This window comes from Xanthomarina sp. F2636L, from assembly GCF_026410195.1.
In the GTDB taxonomy this organism is placed as follows: Bacteria; Bacteroidota; Bacteroidia; order Flavobacteriales; family Flavobacteriaceae; genus Xanthomarina.
Genome location: NZ_JAPMLM010000065.1, coordinates 31846 through 49663, shown reverse-complemented (window position 1 = coordinate 49663; position 17818 = coordinate 31846). Strand labels below are relative to the sequence as shown.

Genomic DNA, 17818 nt, shown 5'->3' with positions numbered 1-17818 from the left:
ATTATCCAATATGTTTTACTGTCACTAATATGCTTAGATAAGTTAAAAATAACTTACGTATTTTTTATTCCAAATATTAAGAGTAAGGTATTCAAAACTATTGAGACTTACATTAAGGTTGAATATTAAAATTTTCTTATTCTAAACAACAATTCATATTATAGTTATTATATTTATAGTTTATGCAAAACATCTTATCATATTTTCAATCTATAAGAAACCAAAGCAAAGAACTTTGTAAGCCTTTACAAACAGAAGATTACACACCGCAATCTGCTGAATTTGCAAGTCCTCCAAAATGGCATTTGGCACATACTTCATGGTTTTTTGAAGAAATGATTTTAAAAACACATTCTAAAAACTATCAGGTTTTTGATAATTCTTATAGTTTCCTATTTAATAGTTATTATAATAGTATTGGCGAACGTTTAGAAAGGAAAAATCGCGGATTAATAACTAGACCTTCTATAGATAACATTTATGAATATCGCGCTTATGTGGATAAAAACATGACAGCCCTTCTACAGTCTAATTTATCCAAAGAGATAGAGGTGCTTACCATCTTAGGCATCAATCACGAACAACAACATCAAGAATTACTAATAACAGATTTAAAGTACACTTTTTCCTGTAACCCAATTTATCCAAAGTATTCAAAAACAAATTATATCCATGCACAAAACAAAAGTAACGGCTGGATAGAAATACCCGAAGGGGCTTATAATATAGGCCATGATGGAACTGATTTTTGTTATGATAATGAGCATGGAAAACACAGAGTATTTTTAGAACCGTTTAAAATTTCTAAAGCTTTAGTTACAAATGCCGATTATATAAAATTTATAAACGACAATGGATATGAACAAGTAAAATATTGGCTGGACGATGCCTGGCATTGGTTAAAAGAAAACAAAATTAAAAGTCCCTTATATTGGAAATTAATTGATGGTGTTTGGCATCAATATACCTTATCTGGTTTGCAAACTGTAGACCCTAAAGCCATTTTAACTCATATTTCTTATTACGAGGCAGCTGCTTATGCTTTCTGGGCAGGATATAGATTACCAACAGAATTTGAATGGGAAATAGCCTCAAGGCAATTGGATTGGGGTTCTGTTTGGGAGTGGACCAACTCTGCTTACCTACCATACCCAAATTTTAAAATTGCAAAAGGAGCTGTTGGGGAATACAATGGGAAGTTTATGGTAAATCTCATGGTGCTTCGAGGTGCGTCTTTAGCAACAGCTAAAAATCATAGTAGAAACACCTATAGAAACTTCTTTTCCCCTAGTACTCAATGGCAATTTTCAGGAATACGATTAGCTAAATAATCTCTATGAACACAAAATTTAAAAATGATATAAATGAAGGTCTTAGCAAGTTATCAAAAACCTTACCTTCAAAATATTTCTACGATAAAATTGGAGATGCCTTATTTGTAAAAATAATGAATCTCCCAGAATACTATTTAACAAAAGCTGAATTTGATATTTTTAAAAATCAAACTAAAAATATCATTTCATCTTTAGGCATAAAACCTGACACCTATTTTGAGTTAATAGAATTAGGTGCTGGAGATGGTACAAAAACCAAAGAACTTCTTAAGGTCTTACTATCAGAAAATTTCAAGTTTGAGTATCTGCCAATAGACATTTCCATAAACGCCCTCAACAACTTAGAAGCCAACTTAAATAATGAATTGCCAGACTTAAAAGTCACAAAAAAACAAGGGGATTATTTTAGTGTTCTTGACAGTTTAAAAACTTCTAAGCACCCAAAAGTTGTTCTGTTTCTAGGTTCTAATATTGGGAACATGGAAGACGAACGAGCCAAAAATTTCACTTTAAGTTTAAGCAAATCTTTAAATACAAACGATAGAATTTTATTGGGTGTCGATTTAATAAAATCCAAAGACATTGTTTTACCAGCATACAATGATAAGACAGGTGTTACCAAAACTTTCAATTTAAATTTATTAAACAGAATCAATAAAGAACTGGATGCTAATTTTAGTATAGAAGACTTTTCACATCAACCGGAATACATAGAAAAAGAAGGCATTGCCAGAAGCTATATTGTTAGCAATAAAGATCAAGATGTATTTATTGGCGCTTTAAACAAAACATTTCATTTTAAGAAGGCAGAAAAGATCCACACCGAAATTTCAAGAAAATATAACGATACTGTTTTAAATAGCATTTTAGAAAACAGTCAGCTAAAAATTGTCACAAAACTATTAGATTCCAAAGCCTATTTTGCAGATTATATTATAATTAAAACCTAAAAACATGCCCAAAACTAAAAATACTTTAGGAATTTTAGGCTTGGGCAATAGAAGCACCTTGTTTTATATTGATGCATTAAACAAGACGTTTAACAACACACAGAGAGAATATAACACCTTTCCTTTTATACTTTATAACACAGACTTTAATCAAATCAATCCATATTTACCTGATAATTTCGATAAGCTACTTCCAAGATTATCAGAGTATATTAAACAGATCGAAAAACTTCCAATAAGTCATCTTTTAATTCCAAATATCACGTTGCATGAAGCTCTAGATAAGCTAAAAATTTCTTTAACTATTCTTCATCCACTAGCTTTAAGCCTTAATTATTTAAAGGAAAACAATAAAAAGCAGGTAGTTGTTTTTGGATCAAAATATACAATGACTTCTACATATATTTCAAATTACTTAGCCAAGGAAGGTATTGAGGTAACTTCACCTTCAAAAAAAGACATGGAATTTATTGATAATTTAAGAACGAAAATCTATTCGAATTCTGAAACACCTTCAGAAATAGAAGTCTTTAATATATTGCTGAAAAAATATAGCCAAAATACTCTTGTTTTGATTGCTTGTACAGAGTTATCAATTTTAAAAAGCTCTATAGACGTTTTAGACATGACATATCTTCAAGTGGAAAAAGCTTTAAAACTTCATAAAAATTGATATTCTTGTCATAGAATCAAATTATTTAAAGCTTACCATTTAATGTTTAATAAATAAGACAGAAAGCTAATAGTTTAAAATAGTAATCATCGGTTAACATGGAAGAAAGTTAATAATTTCATATATTCGCACCTTTAAACAATCAGCCGTTATTAACTAGAATTTGGTTATAACAGCGCATAAACCTTAAATCTATGAAGACATATTTAGCAGTTTTATTATTCGGTGTATTTTTATTTTCCGGATGCGAACAATCTAATTCTAAGAAATCAAACACTGATACAGATCAGACTGTTACCAAAGAAGAACCGGCAAAACAGGTAAATAATACACCAGAAAGTAATTCTGATAATGGTTCTATTACTCCAACTCCTGCCAAGGCAGCTACAGGCATGAATCCAGCTCACGGACAACCGGGTCACGATTGTGCTATTCCTGTTGGAGCACCATTAAACAGTAAAAACAATTCATCACCCATGGTAAACCCTGGAAGTTCTTCTCCTATGGTAAATCCAGGAAGCTCATCGCCTGTTAAGGCTGCTCAAGGTATGAATCCAGCTCATGGACAACCAGGTCATGATTGCGCTATTCCAGTTGGTGCACCATTAAATAAATAATATTTTTTGCTTAACAAGTATTACAGTGACATAAAAAAACCTGAGCATATGGCTCAGGTTTTTTTTATATTGTATTGAGATTCTTCAGTCGTTTCACTCCTTCTGAATGACAGTTAGTCAATATAACCCATTTTCTTCATCCACTCGTCATTAAACATTTTACCAACATATCTACTACCATGATCGTGGAATAGAACCACCACCACATCGTCTTTTGTAAAATGCTCTTTTAATTGCAACAAGCCTTTTATAGCTGCTCCAGCAGAGTTCCCTAAAAACATGCCTTCTTCCTTGGCTAATTTTTGAGTATAAACTGCTGCGTCTTTATCGGTTACTTTAGTGAATCCATCAATAATATCGAAGTCTACATTCTTTGGTAAAATATCTTCTCCAATACCTTCGGTTACATAAGGATAGATTTCATTTTCATCGAAAATTCCTGTTTCATGATATTTTTTAAATACAGAACCATAGGTGTCAATTCCCCAAACTTTCACATTCGGGTTTTGTTCTTTTAGATATTTTCCAACTCCTGAAATAGTTCCTCCTGTTCCAACTCCAACCACAAAATGCGTAATTTTCCCTTCTGTTTGTTTCCAAATTTCTGGACCTGTACTTTTGTAATGCGCTTTTGTATTGCTTAAATTATCATATTGGTTCACATACCAAGAGTTTGGTGTTTCTTCTCCCAAACGTTTAGATACAGAATAATAAGAACGTGGATCTGTAGGTTCTACATCTGTAGGGCAAACAATAACCTCTGCTCCAACAGCTTTAAGCATATCTACTTTTTCCTTACTCTGCTTGTCTGCCATAACAAAAATACATTTGTAACCTTTAACAACAGCAGCTAGGGCTAAGCCCATTCCTGTATTTCCAGAAGTTCCCTCAATGATAGTTCCACCCGGCTTTAAGCGTCCATCTGCTTCAGCATCTTCAATCATGGTTAAAGCCATTCTGTCTTTTACAGAGTTTCCAGGATTAAAAGTTTCGTATTTTGCCAATACCAAACATGGTAAATCTTCAGTAAGTTTATTCATTTTAACCAATGGCGTATTTCCAATGGTATCTAAGATGTTCTTTGCGTAATTCATTCTGTTAATTTTCAGGTGCAAATGTAAGTTTTTGCTATGAACAAACGAATAATTTTAATGAAGTTTTAGTAAATAGAAATTATATTAAAGTAGCAAAAATGAAGCTAGTATATAATGTTACTCGAAACGAATGGCTTTAACTGGTGAAATTTTAGTTATAATATAAGATGGCAATAATAACATGACCAAACACAGCACAAAAGTTCCAATATTCAATGCTAAAATATAACCTAAACTTATATACACAGGAGCTTCAGTTACGTAATACACATCTGGATTTAATGGAAATAGACCCAAGTATTTTTGAGCAAACAGTAAGCCTAAGCCTATGATATTTCCCCAAATTAATCCTAAACCAATTAAGTAGGACGCATTGTATAAAAATATTTTTCTAATCGCCCAATTGTTTGAACCAAGTGCTTTAAGAATCCCTATCATTTGTGTACGCTCCAAGACTAAAACCAATAAGGCCGTTATCATATTGATGCCTGCAACTAAAATCATGATTCCAATAATGCCATAAATATTTTTAACAAAAATTTTAATCCATTCGAAAATAGAGCCAAATTTTTGTTCAACCGTTGTTACATTTAACAAAGGCGGGGTGTTATTATACACCTCGTTATAAATAAAGTTAAGCTTGTTATAATCGGTTACAAAAACCTCGAAATGTCCAGCTTGATTGTCTTCCCATTTATTAAGACGTTGTAAATGACGTAAATCTCCAAGCACATAGGTTTCATCAAAATCTTTAAAGCCTGAATTATAGATTCCAACCACATCAAACTTTCTAATAAAAGGCGATTTGTTTGTGTCTTCTTTCATAAAGTACATTTGGAAACTATCACCAACTTTAAAACCTAATCTATTTGCTAAATATTCAGAAATTAACACTTCTTCGTTACGTTCTTTTGTATAATCTGGAAGTCTTCCTTCTACTAAAAAGTCTTGAAAATAGCTCCATTTAAAATCTGCTCTAACCCCTTTTAGGATAATAGCTTCAAAATCTGTTTCGGTTCTAATTATACCAAATTTAGTGGCTACTGCTTGAATATGTTCCACACCTTCAACCGATTTAAATTCTGGATAAAAATCTTGATTCATGGAAACAGGATTAACACTTTCCTGAGAATTATTACTATCGAAATTAGAAATAGTTATTTCGCCATTAAATGCCACAACTTTTTCTCGAATTTTTTGTTGAAGTCCTATTCCAGTAGCTATAGCAATCATCATCACAACAATTCCTATAGCAATTGCAGCAATACCAATTTTTATTATTGGTGCCGAAACACTACTTTTATACGCTTTACTATCAATAATACGTTTTGCTATAAAATATTCGAATTTCAAATGATGCAATTAAAATTTATACATGTCAAAAATACAGTTTTATTATTTGTTTTAATAGGCATTTCATGTGGAAACTTTTCTAAAAACAAAAGCGAAAGCCAAGTTCAATCTTCTACTCATGTAATTGCTAAATCTCAAGATCCACACAAGGATAAAAATATAATTGTTGCAGCCAATCAGACCGAAAAATATCTTCCCTTATTAAAAGGAAAACGGGTTGGAATTGTTGCAAATCAAACCAGTGTTATTTTTAAAAACACAGATCATACTAAAAACACACATTTGGTAGATTCTTTAATAACTTTGAATGTAGATATTAAAAAAGTGTATTCGCCAGAACATGGTTTTCGAGGAAAAGCTGATGCTGGTGAATTAGTAGCACATGGAAAAGACACAAAAACAGGCTTATCTATAATTTCGCTTTATGGAAAAAATAAAAAGCCGTCTCTGGAAGCTGTAAAAGATATTGATATCATGATTTTCGATATTCAAGATGTTGGCGTTCGGTTTTACACCTATATCTCAACATTACATTATATGATGGAAACTTGCGCAGAGGCCAATATTCCTTTACTGATTTTAGACAGACCCAACCCCAACGGACACTATATTGATGGGCCAACCTTAGAAATTGAAAACAAGAGTTTTCTAGGGATGCACCCTATTCCTTTAGTACATGGATTGACAATTGGTGAATTTGCGAAGATGTTAAATGGTGAAAAGTGGTTAGAAAATAAAGCACAATGTAATATTACTGTTATTCCCGTTAAGAATTATACCCATGACACTTTTTATAGTGTTCCTATAAGACCATCACCAAACTTACCTAATGATCAGGCTATAAAATTATATCCAAGTCTCGGACTTTTTGAAGGGACTGATATTAATGCTGGACGTGGAACTGAATTTCAGTTTCAACGCTACGGTGCTCCCTTTTTAAATAATAATGTTTTCTCGTTTAGTTATACCCCAAAAGAAAATTTTGGTGCTAAAAACCCAAAACATAAAGATGTGCTTTGCTATGGGGAAGATTTACAAAACGACAATTTACAGAATGAAGTATCGTTACAGTGGATAATGAAAGCTTATAAGAATGCTACAGATAAAAGCAAAGTTTTTAATACAGCTAACTTTACCAAACATGCTGGTACAGCCAAACTACAACAGCAAATTGAAGCTGGATTAAGCGAAAAAGACATTAAAGCTAGTTGGCAAAAAGATTTAGAAAACTATAGAAAAATAAGTGTTAAATATTTAATTTATAAGTAAATACTAATCGTAAGGCTTCCCGTTTGGCCTTAAATTGTTACGTCTATAATCTGCTCTGGACTGAATATTATGGTTTCCAGAACGAATATCTGTAAGATTATATGCTTTATAATATGCTGGTTTAGTACGCTCTAGGATGTTATCAATTTTTCTAGTTCTTAAATGTTTGGCATCTAAAACTTCTTTATTTTCAATAGACGCTAAAGATTCGGAATTTTCTGCATCAGATATAGCTGTCATACTTTTAGAATCTAAACTTATTGACTGTACCTCATCATTACTAGCTAAGCCAATAGGTTTTGGAAAATCCTTAATAATCTTGTTTTCGCTTAAATCCAAAATGGGAATATTTCCAATGGCTAAATCATTATTAGATCTTAGCGGATTTATGCCTTTCATCAAATTAGAATCTATAGGTAATAATCTAGAAATCTTAAAAACTATGGTTTTTCTGTAAATGTATGTATCGTCTCGTCCTTCTGTATGAACAACAGCAAAGGTATAATCGCCTACAGGTAAATCGCTTAAAGGAATTCTAATTTCTTTTGTAATATCGTTGATAGCATACTCCTTTAATCCGGAAGTTCCAATAACTTCAATCTTATTAAGATCGAACTGACTTTTAAGATAAAGTGTATCTCCTGAAGTATTTATAAAGTGATTTAAACTTTCGGCTGTTTTATTTACATTTTTAAAAATTGCAGAATAAACAACATCCTGACTATAGGATGTATTAAAATACGCTACAACTATTAACATAAACATTTTGAAATTTAGGGTCTTCATGATGTATGTAATTTTGTTTAACAAATTCTTTTTTTGCTACAATCAATTCTTTGTTGAACAAATCAAAAATAAAACAATATGAATATAGAAACCATAATCAAATTACATATTCGACAAGTCTCACACAAAGTTAGACAAGTTGTATATTTAAGAACTAAACATCTAAATTTTAGGCATTTAAACGATTAGCGTTTTATGTTTTGTTGAAGATTTCGGGTAAAATTATGATTCTAATCATCTATTGAAGCCATAGAAAAAGAACCAAAAAAATGTATAACAAAGATTATTTTTTTGGGCGTTAGATTAACAACCATAACATGTTTTCCTTGGGATAAATTAGTAAGTGGGATCTGTAAATTAGTATCATTTAAATACACATCTATTTCTCTTTTATATTCTGAATTTATCGAATATACATGAGATATTTTCATATTACTTTTTAGCAATAAACTGTCTTTAGTAGCATTTAGTTCGTGAAACAAACTATTGGCTGTTAAATTTCTGTTCTTCTCTATTTTAGCAAAAGCAGTTTGCGAAAAAACGGAACTAGTAAAAACGACCAAATAAAAAGTTAATAAAAGTGATTTCAAAAACAGTTCTTAAAATTATTAGATGTGCAAAATGCGTTATAATAAACGCTAAAATTTGTCTGTGGTTATATTTTTTTAAGAATTTCCTTTTCTGGAATAACAGTAGATTCTTCGTAGTTTGTAAATGGTTGTTTTAGTAATTCTTTTATTTGACCATTTTTAATTTCATCTGGAAATACATCCACGCCATAAACTAATTTCTCTCTATCAAACTCCATATAAGTTCCAAAAATCCGGTCCCAAATAGAAAAGATATTTCCATAATTAGAATCCGTATATGGCAATACGTAATGATGATGGATCTTATGCATGTCTGGAGACACAAAGAAGTAACTCATTAATTTATCCAGCTTTTTAGGCATTTTTATATTGGCATGTGTTAGTTGCGTAAAAACTACCGATAGCGATTGATACATAAACACAACGGCAATTGGAGTTCCAACAATAAACACGCCCAATAAAGTAAAAGCGAAACGAATAACACTTTCTAATGGATGATGTCTATTTCCGGTAGTTGTATCCACATAATGATCTGTATGGTGAACAATATGAATCATCCATAAAGGTTTTACTTTATGCTCGACATAATGTGCTAAATATGCCCCAAAAAAATCTAATAATAAAACACCTAAACCAGCATAAAGCCATAGAGGCATTTCTGGTAACCAGTTTATAATTCCGAAGTTATTTGCTTCTACCCAATCTGCTGAGAATAATAACAAAAATGCCAGACCAAAATTAATTATAATGGTTGTGGTTGTAAAAAAGAAGTTGGGCCAAGCGTGTTTCCATTTTTTATATGAAAATTTAAACAATGGTAAAGCCCCTTCCATGATCCAAAATAAGGTAATTCCTCCAGCTAGAAGTAATGCTCTATGAAGTGTTGGAATGGTCTCGAAATAATTAAAAATAGTTTCCAAGAGTAATAATTTTGACTAAATATACTAAAATTATTAAAATTTCAATTTTACAATTTAAGAATTCAAACTACAGTTTAATTCGTTTTTTCATTTCTTCAACAATATTATAAGCAGCCGGACAAATGGCGACGTTTTTAAGAGTTAAATTGGATATTTGCTGAAACTTTTTCCGGTCGGTATGTGGGAATTCACTGCAAGCTTTTGGTCTTACATCATAAATGGAACAATAATTATCTGCTCCAAGAAAGGTACAAGGCACAGACTGTAGCACAAAATCTTTGTCTTCATCCACACGTAAATAAGCATCTATAAATTGCTGTTGCTTCATTTTAAAATGTTTCGATATTCTTACAATATCTTTATCTGTAAACAAAGGACCTGTAGTTTTACAGCAGTTGGCACAATCCAAACAATCTGTTTTCTTAAACTCTTCGTCATGCAGTTCTTGCATGATATAATCTAATTGTTTTGGAGGCTTCTTTTTAAGCTTAGCAAAGAAGGTTTTATTTTCCTTATGCTTATCTTTGGCGAGTTTAGGAAGTATTTTAATAAATTCTTGCATAATACAAAAGTAATGAAACTTGTTATTTAGAGCGAAGCGAAGAATCTAAAATTTAAAAAAGATGTTTCGACTCGTTTCTCGAGGTACTTTCATTAAAAATATATTTTTATTTCAGTATTGTTCAACATAACACAAACAAAAACCCTTGAAAGACCTATTTGGAAAAGCCTTATTAGATTATCAAAACGATAACTACACAGAAGATATAATAACTTCTACCAATATTTCGGACGAAGACGAACTAGCTCTTCCCTATCTTTTTAGAGACTTTAAAGAAATGCCCAAACTAGAGCAAAAAGCCTTAAAACTGTCTAAAGGAAAGGTGTTGGACGTTGGTTGTGGTGCTGGAAGTCACAGTTTGTATTTACAAGAAAAAGGGCTTGATGTAAAAGCTATTGATATCTCTAAAGGCGCCATTGAAGTTGCCAGAAAACGGGGTGTTTTAAAGGTTGAACTAAAAGATATTTTAAATGTAACTGAAACTTTCGATACTATTTTATTACTTATGAATGGTACGGGCATTTTTCAAGAACTTTCTGAAGTTGCCAGATATTTAAAACATTTAAAATCGCTTTTAAATCCGAAAGGCCAGATTCTGATAGATTCTTCAGATATTAAATATATGTACGAAGATGAAGATGGCGGACTCTGGATTGATACCAATGCGAATTATTACGGCGAATTAGATTATTTTTTAAGCTATAAGAATGAAGATGAAGCGCCAATGAAATGGTTGTATTTAGATTTTGAAAGCTTAGAATTTGCTTGCGAAAGTGTGGGATTGAAATGCGAAAAAGTGATGGACGGCGACCATTTTGATTATTTGGCGAGACTCTATTAAGAATAATTTCTCCGTAAACCTCTGCGCGTCCCTACCTGTCGGCATACAAGTCAGCGAAATAACCATTACACAGAGTTGCACAGAGACACACAAAGATACGCTGAGACTTACTGTTTCACGCCACCTATATACGTCTGTTCCACTTTAGTATTTGGAATGTTTTTTAAATCTGTGATCATTAAATCATGATCAAGAATAATAAAATCCGCAAACTTTCCAACTTCGATACTCCCTTTTTCATCTTCTTCAAAATTAGCATAAGCAGCCCAAATAGTCATGCCTTTCAGGGTTTCTTCCCTAGATAAACCATCTTCTACATTAAAACCACCTTCAGGATATCCGTCTACATCTTGTCTGGAAACCGATGCGTAAAAAGTTAACATCGGACTGACATGTTCTATAGGAAAATCGGTTCCAAGAGCCACTTTCCCACTTGCATTTAGTAGGGTTTTAAAGGCATAAGCTCCTTTTATACGTTCGGCTCCTAACCTATCTTCAGCCCAGTACATATCGCTTGTAGCGTGAGTAGGCTGCACAGATGGAATGATATTTTCGTTTTTAAAGATTTCAAAATCGTTATCCGTAATTATTTGTGCATGTTCTACTCTCCAACGTCTGTCTTTTTTTGCTTGTAAGATTTTATCATAAGTTTTTAGAACAAAGCTATTGGCAGAATCTCCAATAGCATGCGTATTCATTTGAAAACTGGCTGCTTCTAATCTCTTAGCCAGACTTTCAAACTCGTCAAGTCCGATAATCATAGCACCAAAATGATTCTCCTTATCCGAATAAGGTGCTTTTAAAGCCGCACCACGAGACCCTAAAGCCCCATCTGCATAGACTTTTACAGACTGTACATTTAATCTGTCTGTTTTTATTTTTCCTTTTGGTAAATAGTAATCCAAATTGTCTTTGGAATTTTCTACCATGGCATACACGCGCATTTGTAAGTCACCCGTTTGCTGCAAACTATCAATTAACTCGATAACGTTTCTATCTAATCCAGCATCTGAAACCGTTGTTAAACCCAATTCTGTACAGATGTCTTGTGCATCTAATAAGGCGTTGATTTGAAATTCTCTATCTGGTTTAGGAAAAACATCATATACCAATCTCATAGGATTATCGATTAAAACCCCAGTTAACTCACCATTTTCAAGAACGACTTCCCCTCCATCGATTTTAGTTTTATTTGTGATTTTCGCCAAATCTAAAGCCGCTTGATTACACAACAAAGCATGCCCATCAATTCTGGTTAAAGCCACCGGAGTATCTGGAAATAGAGCATCCAGTAATTTTTTATTAGGAAAGTTTTTGTCTTCCCAATCGTTTTGATCCCACCCACGTCCGATAATGAAATCTGTTTTCTTTTCATTTTGGTAATCCAACACACGTTTCATGACCTCATCAAAACTCGTTGTTCCTCTTAAATCTACTTTCTGAAGATTTGTTCCTAAACCATAAAAATGACAATGTGCATCTATAAACCCTGGAAAAACCGTTTGTCCTTTTGCATCAATAATGGTATCTGCTTCAAAAGTCTCTTGAAGTTCTTTAGATGTTCCTATTTTATAAAACTTACCGTTTTTTATAGCGAAGGCTTCAGCTTTATCAAAATTTGAATTAACCGTATAAGCGTTGGCATTTATAACAATAGAATCTACGTGTTCCTTGTCTTTACTACAAGAAAGAATGGAGACTAAAACGAAAATAGATAGAAGTTTTTTCATATTGTATATATTAATTTTCTTTTATATAACGATGTGTAAAAATAATAAAAGCGTTCAAAATTGAACGCTTTTATTAATGATTTAGAATTTATTGTTGAGATTCCTCGAATTCTCTCGGAATGACAGATTTTATTCTTTTATAATTTTTGAAGTTTGCATTCCAGCTTCGGTTTTAATAGAAACAAAATAAACACCTTTTGATAAATGACTTATATTTATTTTCGATTTATTTGTGCTTCCACCAATAACAAATGTTTGTAATTGTCTACCATTAACATCAAAAATTGAAATGGTTTCTAAAATACTTTTACTTTCAATGGTTAACTCATCTGAAACTGGATTTGGATAGATTTTTACAGCTGTTTGCAATACTGATTCTTCAATACTTAAATTTTCAGCAACTGTTGTCAATTCATCATTTGTAATTATTGGTGCATTGTAATCAAAGTATATTTCGGCATCGTTAGAAAATGTGTCACCTAGAACTAAGCTTGGCAACGTTTTTATTTTGAATAAAACATAACCATCATTATTGGCATCATCGAATGGTAAATTGATGTTTTCAAAAATAAATTCTACCACATTATCTTCTTTTATTCTAGTCACAAAGTCATGACTTCCGCTTAGTGGAATTAATGTAGTCACATCATATTTTGCTAAATCAATGTCATCTTTTACTACAATATTAACAGCATCAGCAGTTCCTGTATTTTCAAAACGAATCATGTAATGTACAAACTTTCCAACTTGTTCTGGAGTAATAATCTCGCCTTCTAAACAGGTTTTATCGTTTGGATCGAAAGAGTTAACCACTGTTTGATTTAAAACAAATTCATTATCGTCTGGCATCTCGTCTCCAGAAACTGGATTAGCTGTTGCCGTAAACACTAAAACATCGTCTCCATTTAATGGTGGAGTATCTGTAGGTGAGTTTAAATTCATGGTGAATGTAATCTCTCGGCTTTCAAAAGGTAACAAGTTTGAAAAATTCCATGATAACTCATTTAGAATTTGATTATCTGCCGTAGGATTAGCTAAAACCAAATCCATAAGTTCATCTTGAAACACCAAGTCAACACTACCACTAAGTTCTGTATTCCCTTTATTTTTGTAGATTATTTTATAACCTGTATCAAATCCTGGTCGAGCTTGATCTATTGGCAAAATGATAATTTCTAAATCGTTATATGTGCCATTTGGAACTAAACAAAAATCTTGGTTATAAGGACTTGCATCTGTGGGAAAATCTACAACCAGACTTGTAGGAGTAATAGTAAAATAGGTTGGGTTCTCTAAAACTGGTGTTATGGTGTGATTACCCTCTTGCACTGGAATAGAATAGTTTCCAGTTTCATTAGAAATACTAGTGCCACTAACACTTCCATCTGTAATATTAAATTTTAAATTTGGAAAAATTGGATCGTTTGTATTACAGCCATTAGCATCTACATCTAACTTATTTTCTCCTTGAATGGTGTAAAAATCTCCTCCTGGAGCAAAACTGCAATAGCTATTTACGACGCAGTTTGTATAACCATACGAGTTTACTTTAGATTGTATATTATTTAATTCAAAATCATCTACACAGATATAATCTAAATTTGGATTACCTCCAAATTCTAACATGGTTGAATCATAAATTTGGCTTCCATTTTTAATAGACAATGAGGTTAATTGATTGTTGGTACACCATATTCTGGTAGATAAAATTGATCCACTCAAATCCAAAGTTGTTATTTGATTGTTACTACAAACTAAATCATCAAGATTATACAACCCACTTAAATCCAATTCAGTAAGTAAATTATTAAAACACCACAATTCTTGAATATTCTGTGAATCACTTAAACCTAGTTCAGTTAATTCATTATTTGAACAAATCAATTGTGAGAGATTTGTTAATCCATCCAATTCTAATGTAGTTAATTCATTATCAGAACAATATAGATAGTATAAATTTGTTAAACCACTTACATTTAAAGAGGTTAATTCATTATTATAGCATTCTAATGTATGAAGATCGCTTAGAGAAGTTACATCTAATGTGGTTAATTCATTATTATAGCATTCAAGAATTCTAAGGTTATTCAAGCCATATACATTTAAGTTTCCTAAATAATTATTATAGCAATATAATCTTTCAAGGTTTGTTATTCCACCGACATTCAAACTTGTGAGCATATTATTATTACACCTAAGTTCTTGCAAATTAATAAAGTTTTCTATCCCTTGTAAAGAAAAAATACTTTGTCCAGAAACTTTAAGTGATAAAACTGCTTCAGCTTCAAACACTTGAATTTCGCCATCATTATTAGTATCTACATTAGACTCATACATCCCGTCACCATCATTATCCACACACAAAGTGTTCACTAATGCATTTTTAAAATCGGTATCTGGAATAAATACATTTTGGGCTTGTGAAAAAGTAATAACTAAAAAAGCTAATAATAGTAAGTAGAAATGTTTCATGAATTTGGGGTTTAATGTTACGCAATAATAATAATAATAATAATAATAATAATAATAATAATAGATGTAATGAAATTTGATGTTTTTGCTGAAAAAAAATAAATGACACCCCTAAAGTCCCCTCAAGGGGACATTCTAAAACTCGCATACTATTTAATTTGAAGAAGTTATAAAATTTAAGTAGTTTTAAATAATGGCAAATAAGATAATTCCATATAGATCTGAACTTAAATTCCTAGCTAGAGAGCTTAGAAAAAACAGCACGCTTGCAGAAGTGATTCTTTGGCAAAGCATTAAAAAAAGAGCTTTAGGCGTTCAGTTTCATAGGCAAGTTCCTATGGTAAATTATATCGTTGATTTTTATTGTCATGAGCTTGGATTGGCTATAGAAATTGACGGCTCCATTCATGATCATTCCTTTTTAGAAGATGCTAAACGTCAAGGAGAAATAGAGGCTTATGGAGTTACTTTCATTAGATTTACCAATGAAGAGGTTAAAAAAGATTTATTTAATGTCCTACTTGCTATAGAAGAAAAAATTAAAGAATTATTGGATTAGTTTTATATTGCTTTTTTCTTCTTATAATTTTCCAAATTTGATTGCAACCTCCTAAGTTGTCCCCTTGAGGATTATTGAGATGAAAGAATTCTTTTATCGAAAATAGCGAGCGTAGCTCATGAGGGGTGTTTTTAAGTGTTTTAAGAGAACGCTTTTAAATGATTTAGAATTTTTTGATGAGATTGCCACGTCGTTACTCTCCTTGCAATGACATTCTATTTATGAGATTCTTCACTTCCTGCCTGTCGGCAGACAGGCATTCTGAATGACAACATCATTAAAAATCAAACTTATAAGTAGCTCCAGCTAGAATCTGTATACTTTGTACTGGATAATTCAACCAACGCTGGTAATTCTGGTTGGCAATGTTATTAGCTTTGGCAAATACCGAAAGTCTATCGTTTATATGATACCCCACATGCGCATTGGCATCGAAATATCCATCTAGAGTTTGTGAACCGAATGAAATTACTGGAAAGGTAGTTTCATACACTTGGTCTTTACGTTCTCCTACATAAAATAAACTTGCTCCAGCAAACCAATTTTCGTCAATTTGGTAATCCATAAATAAAGAACCTGTAATACTTGGTAAATTCCAAGCTTCACTTTCATTATCTGTGCTATAGGCAAAGAAATCTGCTTTTAAACCTAATTTAAAATTTCGGTTTACATCAACACTTAGCTCACCTCCGATATTGAAAGTTGACACATCATCATAAACCACAGAGAAAGAATTACCAAACTGGTAGTTTTTTTCTGGACTAATAAAAACTATGTCGTTGTGTCTATATAAAGCTTTGTTACTTTCAGCAAAATAAGCTCCTTTAATATCATAACTCACATTATTAGATACTTTCCCTCGTAAACCAACATAACCATGGTATTGCTGATCTGTTGGGGTGATTAGTAAAGTTGGAGATACAAACTTATTTTCTTTAGCAAAATTCTCGTAGGTATTTTGAATCAAACCTCCTTTAATGCCTCCATAGGCTATTAAAACCTCATCCACTAAACGATAGGAGGCTGCGATATTTGGGTAGATATAAAACTTGCTTTCTTTTGCTTGAGTATCATTTAAATAAAATAGAGAAACTCCCAAGTCTAAGGTTAAATCATCTTGAGTGTATCGATACGTTGGAGCTAAACCAATATTGAAGTTTCCATATTTGTTTTCGGCATTTACATTATAATATCTATCGAAAGACCCTCCAAGATAATCGAACATCACCTTGGTTGAAATATTAATATCTGCAATGGGAATATCTCCTGAAACATCAGCCGAAAATCTATTCTCTCCAGAACCATAATCATCTCCAAAATGTCTAAACATAACATGGGCTTTTTTTATATATGAATCCTGAAACGAAATGTCTCCACCAAGGTTTCCTCCATAAAAGGTATGACTAACACCTAATTGTGACTCTGGAGAGGTTATATCATAATAAGGTTGTGGCAAACCATACCAGTTAAAAATCTGATGCTTGAAACCACCTTCTACATTCCAGCTTAAATCTCTTTCTTTTCTAGAGAAATTGACGTTTAAATTGGTGTCGTAAAAATAATCATCTAGCAACACATCATCAATACCTCCTTGTGAAGAATGATGACTTAAATAACCACCAATATTATCGGTTTTACTCAATTCGTGATTGAGATAGACTTCGCCTAAAATAGAGGTATAACTTCCAAAACCAAGCGAGGCGTAATTATCGTAAAATTTTGCAGGTTTCTCTTTATCTATAACAGCAGCTTTTCCTTTTGCTGGTGTAAAGGTTGAAGCCACCGGAAATGAGAAAATATTGTACTCAATCTCTTTTTTAGCTGTAGTTTCATCGTCGTCTAAAACAGGTGTTTCCTTCACTTTAAACGCATCTGAGATGGTTGGGGTATATGGTTTTACTACTTGAATAACATCGGTTTTAATGGTATCGTTACCTCTTTCTTGTGCCCAAGCCATACTTACTTGCAAGCTAAGAAGTAAAAGGATGATTTTATGAATGTGCTTTCGCATAGATTTTATGTTTATTGAAGATTTTTCGATTTATGATTACTAAAAATTGAGACTGAG

General features: G+C 32.1%; 16 protein-coding genes. 7 read left to right on the top strand and 9 right to left on the bottom strand.

What is annotated here, in order from left to right:
• Positions 1-182 precede the first annotated feature (182 nt).
• The 4 genes from egtB (at position 183) to OS191_RS06915 (ending at position 3574) form a co-directional block, all read left to right on the top strand.
• Complete coding sequence (gene egtB, locus OS191_RS06930; RefSeq protein WP_267154996.1) at positions 183-1331, top strand: ergothioneine biosynthesis protein EgtB; 1149 nt, start codon at positions 183-185, stop codon at positions 1329-1331.
• A 5-nt stretch (positions 1332-1336) separates the two neighbouring features.
• Positions 1337-2284 (top strand): L-histidine N(alpha)-methyltransferase, encoded by a 948-nt coding sequence (locus tag OS191_RS06925; RefSeq protein WP_267154995.1) that lies wholly within the window; start codon positions 1337-1339, stop codon positions 2282-2284.
• A 4-nt stretch (positions 2285-2288) separates the two neighbouring features.
• Positions 2289-2957 (top strand): aspartate/glutamate racemase family protein, encoded by a 669-nt coding sequence (locus tag OS191_RS06920; RefSeq protein WP_267154994.1) that lies wholly within the window; start codon positions 2289-2291, stop codon positions 2955-2957.
• A gap of 194 nt (positions 2958-3151) precedes the next feature.
• A complete protein-coding gene (locus OS191_RS06915) occupies positions 3152-3574 on the top strand; it encodes a hypothetical protein (RefSeq protein WP_267154993.1) in 423 nt (140 codons plus the stop codon).
• A 113-nt stretch (positions 3575-3687) separates the two neighbouring features.
• Here OS191_RS06915 and OS191_RS06910 read toward each other — a convergent pair whose 3' ends face one another.
• Together OS191_RS06910 and OS191_RS06905 are read right to left on the bottom strand one after the other, a co-directional pair.
• The gene (locus OS191_RS06910) at positions 3688-4668 is read right to left on the bottom strand and encodes a PLP-dependent cysteine synthase family protein (RefSeq protein ID WP_267154992.1); all 981 of its coding nucleotides are present in this window, start codon (positions 4666-4668) and stop codon (positions 3688-3690) included.
• 117 nt (positions 4669-4785) lie between these two features.
• Positions 4786-6021 carry an ABC transporter permease gene (locus tag OS191_RS06905; RefSeq protein WP_267154991.1) on the bottom strand — a complete coding sequence of 412 codons (1236 nt, stop codon included), beginning with the start codon at positions 6019-6021 and terminating at the stop codon, positions 4786-4788.
• On the opposite strand from OS191_RS06905, the gene OS191_RS06900 reads away from it, so the two are divergent.
• Positions 6022-7290 carry an exo-beta-N-acetylmuramidase NamZ family protein gene (locus OS191_RS06900; protein WP_267154990.1) on the top strand — a complete coding sequence of 423 codons (1269 nt, stop codon included), beginning with the start codon at positions 6022-6024 and terminating at the stop codon, positions 7288-7290. It begins immediately after the preceding gene.
• A gap of 3 nt (positions 7291-7293) precedes the next feature.
• Here the strand turns inward: OS191_RS06900 and OS191_RS06895 are convergent, their stop codons facing one another.
• From OS191_RS06895 to OS191_RS06880, 4 genes are all read right to left on the bottom strand, one after another.
• Positions 7294-8076, bottom strand: a complete 783-nt coding sequence (locus tag OS191_RS06895) for a hypothetical protein (protein WP_267154989.1) — start codon at positions 8074-8076, stop codon at positions 7294-7296.
• 230 nt (positions 8077-8306) lie between these two features.
• Positions 8307-8666, bottom strand: a complete 360-nt coding sequence (locus tag OS191_RS06890) for a hypothetical protein (RefSeq protein ID WP_267154988.1) — start codon at positions 8664-8666, stop codon at positions 8307-8309.
• Positions 8667-8731: 65 nt separating this feature from the next.
• Positions 8732-9586, bottom strand: a complete 855-nt coding sequence (locus tag OS191_RS06885) for a sterol desaturase family protein (protein ID WP_267154987.1) — start codon at positions 9584-9586, stop codon at positions 8732-8734.
• A 67-nt stretch (positions 9587-9653) separates the two neighbouring features.
• Positions 9654-10148, bottom strand: a complete 495-nt coding sequence (locus tag OS191_RS06880) for a YkgJ family cysteine cluster protein (protein ID WP_267154986.1) — start codon at positions 10146-10148, stop codon at positions 9654-9656.
• A gap of 145 nt (positions 10149-10293) precedes the next feature.
• Here OS191_RS06880 and OS191_RS06875 point away from each other — a divergent pair, with 145 nt between their 5' ends.
• Positions 10294-10989, top strand: a complete 696-nt coding sequence (locus OS191_RS06875; RefSeq protein WP_267154985.1) for a class I SAM-dependent methyltransferase — start codon at positions 10294-10296, stop codon at positions 10987-10989.
• Between the two features lie 107 nt (positions 10990-11096).
• Here OS191_RS06875 and OS191_RS06870 read toward each other — a convergent pair whose 3' ends face one another.
• Positions 11097-12719, bottom strand: a complete 1623-nt coding sequence (locus tag OS191_RS06870) for an amidohydrolase (RefSeq protein ID WP_267154984.1) — start codon at positions 12717-12719, stop codon at positions 11097-11099.
• A 129-nt stretch (positions 12720-12848) separates the two neighbouring features.
• The gene (locus tag OS191_RS06865) at positions 12849-15191 is read right to left on the bottom strand and encodes a T9SS type A sorting domain-containing protein (protein ID WP_267154983.1); all 2343 of its coding nucleotides are present in this window, start codon (positions 15189-15191) and stop codon (positions 12849-12851) included.
• 193 nt (positions 15192-15384) lie between these two features.
• Here OS191_RS06865 and OS191_RS06860 point away from each other — a divergent pair, with 193 nt between their 5' ends.
• Entirely contained in the window at positions 15385-15750 is a 366-nt protein-coding gene (locus tag OS191_RS06860) for an endonuclease domain-containing protein (protein WP_267154982.1), read from the top strand.
• Positions 15751-16027: 277 nt separating this feature from the next.
• Here the strand turns inward: OS191_RS06860 and OS191_RS06855 are convergent, their stop codons facing one another.
• A complete protein-coding gene (locus OS191_RS06855; RefSeq protein ID WP_267154981.1) occupies positions 16028-17761 on the bottom strand; it encodes a TonB-dependent receptor in 1734 nt (577 codons plus the stop codon).
• Positions 17762-17818: the final 57 nt, after the last annotated feature.